Raw genomic sequence first — 2,531 nt, 5'->3', positions numbered from 1 at the left:
CCGTCCGGGACGAGGGTTTCGCGGCGGCGCGCAGCCCCCGGTTCACCGCCCCGATCGGGTTGCGGACGTGGAGCGGCGGTCAGTGGATCGGCCTGGGCGGCTTCAACGGCGATCCGTCCAGCGCCGACGGGATCGCCCTGACCGCCCTTCAGACCGCAGTCGAGGCGCGGGCCGGCGAGATTCGCGAGGCGCCGGCGGTGGTCTTCGACCTGCGTGGCAACAACGGCGGATCCTCGGCCTGGATCAACGCCCTGGCCACGACCCTGTGGGGCGAGGCCGAGGTCAGGGCCCGCGCGCCCGACGCCCTGGCCGTGGACTGGCGGCCCTCGGAGAAGAACATCGCCCAGCTTGAGGAATACAAGGTTCTGATGGCGTCCAACCCCGAGCTCGTGGCCTGGCTGACCACGGCCGCCGAGGGGATGCGCGCCGCGCGGGCCGAGGGCCGGCCGTTGTGGCGCGAGCCGGAGGAGGACGAGGCCGCGGCCGCCTCGCCCGTCGGGCCCTCGCCGATGAAGGCGCGGACCTGGGTGCTGACGGATTCCGGCTGCGCCTCGGCCTGTCTCGACGCTGTCGATCTGCTCAAGGCCCTGGGCGCGACCCACGTCGGCCAGGAGACCTCGGGGGACACGGCCTATATGGAAATCCGGGAAGAGGCGCTGCCCGGCGGCCGCGTCGTCGCCCGCCTGCCCATGAAGGTCTACCGTGGCCGGCCCCGCGGCGACAACGAGACCTATGTCCCCGCCCATGAATGGACCGGCGCCCTGGGCGACACGGCGGGGCTCGAGGCCTGGCTTGCGGGACTCGACGCGGCGGCGGCCAGGCGTTAGGCGGGTTCCATGACCGACGATCCGACAAAAGACAGCAACGGCAACATCCTGGCCGACGGCGACAGCGTGACCCTGATCAAGGACCTCAAGGTCAAGGGTTCGGGCGGCGTGACCCTGAAGCGCGGGACCCTGGTGAAGAACATCCGCCTGACCGGCGATACGGACGAGATCGAGGCCAATGTCGACAAGGTCCGCGGCCTCGTGCTGCGGACGGAGTTCGTCAAAAAGGCCTGAGCCCCGGCGACGCCGGGCCCAGGCCCTGGCCTCGCCGGTTCGTCACAAAGACCACCAAGGATTCACGAAGGGCACAAAGGGGGCCGAGCCCGGCGCCAAGGCCTTCGTGTTCTTCGTGCTGTCTTTGTGAGCTTTGTGATGAACCAACCCGGGTCGACGGCCGGCTACGCCGGCAAGGGATAAGCGCTCAGCCTTGCGCGTTGCGGATCGCGGCCGCCCCGGCGAACGGCGTGACCACCGCTGCGAACAGCACATAGGCGGCGAGGAAAGCCAGGGCCGGGGTCGGGTCGAGGCCGTTGACGGCCCGCTCCAGGGCGCCGGCGCCGAACACCACCGGCGGGATGAACAGCGGCAGGACCACGACGGCGATCAGCAAGCCGCCGCGTTTCGATCCCAGGGCCAGGGCTGCCCCCAGCGCGCCGGTCAGGGCGAAGCCGAGCGAACCGATCAGGGCCGACATCGCGACCAGCGGGGCCAGCGACGGCGGCAGGCCCATGGTGATCGCCGCGACCGGCGCGGTCAGGGCCAGGGGGACGCCGACCGCCAGCCACTGCGCCTTGGCCTTGGCGAGGACGACCAGCTCGAGCGGGATGGGGCCCAAGGCGATCAGGTCCAGCGCCCCGTCTTCCAGGTCGCGTTCGAACAGCCGCTCCAGCGACAGGATCGACGACAGGGCCAGGGCCAGCCAGGCGATGCCGCCGGCGATGGGCCTCAGCCCGGCCGGGTCGCCGCCCGCCGCCAGCGGGACCAGCGCCGTCAGGCACAGGAAGAAGCCGCAGGCCAGCAGCGGCCCGCCGCCGCCCGACCAGGCCAGGGCCAGCTCGCGCCGGAACAGGATCATCAGCCCCTTCATCGCCCGACCCCGATGTCGAGGGCGCGGGCCGGAACCGGCAGGGGATCGTGGACGGCGGCGAGAATGGCGCCGCCCTTGTCGAGATGCGCCTGCATCAGCAGGCCCAGGGCCGCGCGCCAGCGGGCGTCGAGCGGGGCGAAGGGCTCGTCGAGCAACCACAGCGGCCGCGGGGCGGCGACCAGCCGGGCGAAGGCCAGGCGGCGGCGCTGGCCGGCCGACAGTTTGCGCACCTCGAGGTCCAGCAGGGGCTCCAGCGCCAGCACGTCGACGGCGGCGGCGATCCCGTCCGCATCGGCTCCGGCCCAGCGGGCCTGGAATTCCAGCTCCTCGCGGGCCCGGCGGCCGGTCTTGAGCCCGTCCAGATGGCCCAGCCAGTGGATGTGGCTCGCCCGCGCGGCGGCCGGATCAGCGCCGGCGAAGGCCATGGTCCCGGCGTCCGGGCGGATGAAGCCGGCGAGAACGCGCAGCAGGGAGGTCTTGCCGGCGCCATTGGCTCCGGTCAGGGCCACGGCCTCGCCGGCGGCGATCTGGAACGACAGATCGCGGAACAGCACCCGTTCGCCGCGGGAGACGGTGAGGGAAGTGACCTGGATCACGGCGTCTCCCTCCCCTTCATG

At 72.4% G+C, this 2,531-nt stretch carries 3 protein-coding genes and 1 pseudogene; 2 read left to right on the top strand and 2 right to left on the bottom strand.

Translation table 11 applies throughout. The annotated features are described in order from the left end of the window. Nucleotides 1–827, top strand: a pseudogene (locus WC555_RS15760) (peptidase S41); the annotation flags it as partial. A 9-nt stretch (nucleotides 828–836) separates the two neighbouring features. Further along, a complete protein-coding gene (locus tag WC555_RS15755) occupies nucleotides 837–1,061 on the top strand; it encodes an alkylphosphonate utilization protein (RefSeq protein WP_292101038.1) in 225 nt (74 codons plus the stop codon). Between the two features lie 187 nt (nucleotides 1,062–1,248). On the opposite strand, the gene ccmB is transcribed toward WC555_RS15755, so the two are convergent. Together ccmB and ccmA are read right to left on the bottom strand one after the other, a co-directional pair. Continuing rightward, nucleotides 1,249–1,914 (bottom strand): heme exporter protein CcmB, encoded by a 666-nt coding sequence (ccmB, locus tag WC555_RS15750; RefSeq protein ID WP_373255084.1) that lies wholly within the window; start codon nucleotides 1,912–1,914, stop codon nucleotides 1,249–1,251. Next, nucleotides 1,911–2,510: a heme ABC exporter ATP-binding protein CcmA gene (gene ccmA, locus WC555_RS15745; protein WP_373255085.1), complete on the bottom strand. Its 600-nt coding sequence runs from the start codon at nucleotides 2,508–2,510 to the stop codon at nucleotides 1,911–1,913. The genes ccmB and ccmA overlap by 4 nt, the downstream gene beginning before the upstream one ends. Between the last annotated feature and the right edge of the window lie 21 nt (nucleotides 2,511–2,531).

Origin of the sequence: Brevundimonas sp. (assembly GCF_041648615.1) — a bacterium.
GTDB lineage: Bacteria > Pseudomonadota > Alphaproteobacteria > Caulobacterales > Caulobacteraceae > Brevundimonas.
Note: the sequence above shows the minus strand (reverse complement) of the source record. Positions and strands in the feature narration are given on the sequence as shown.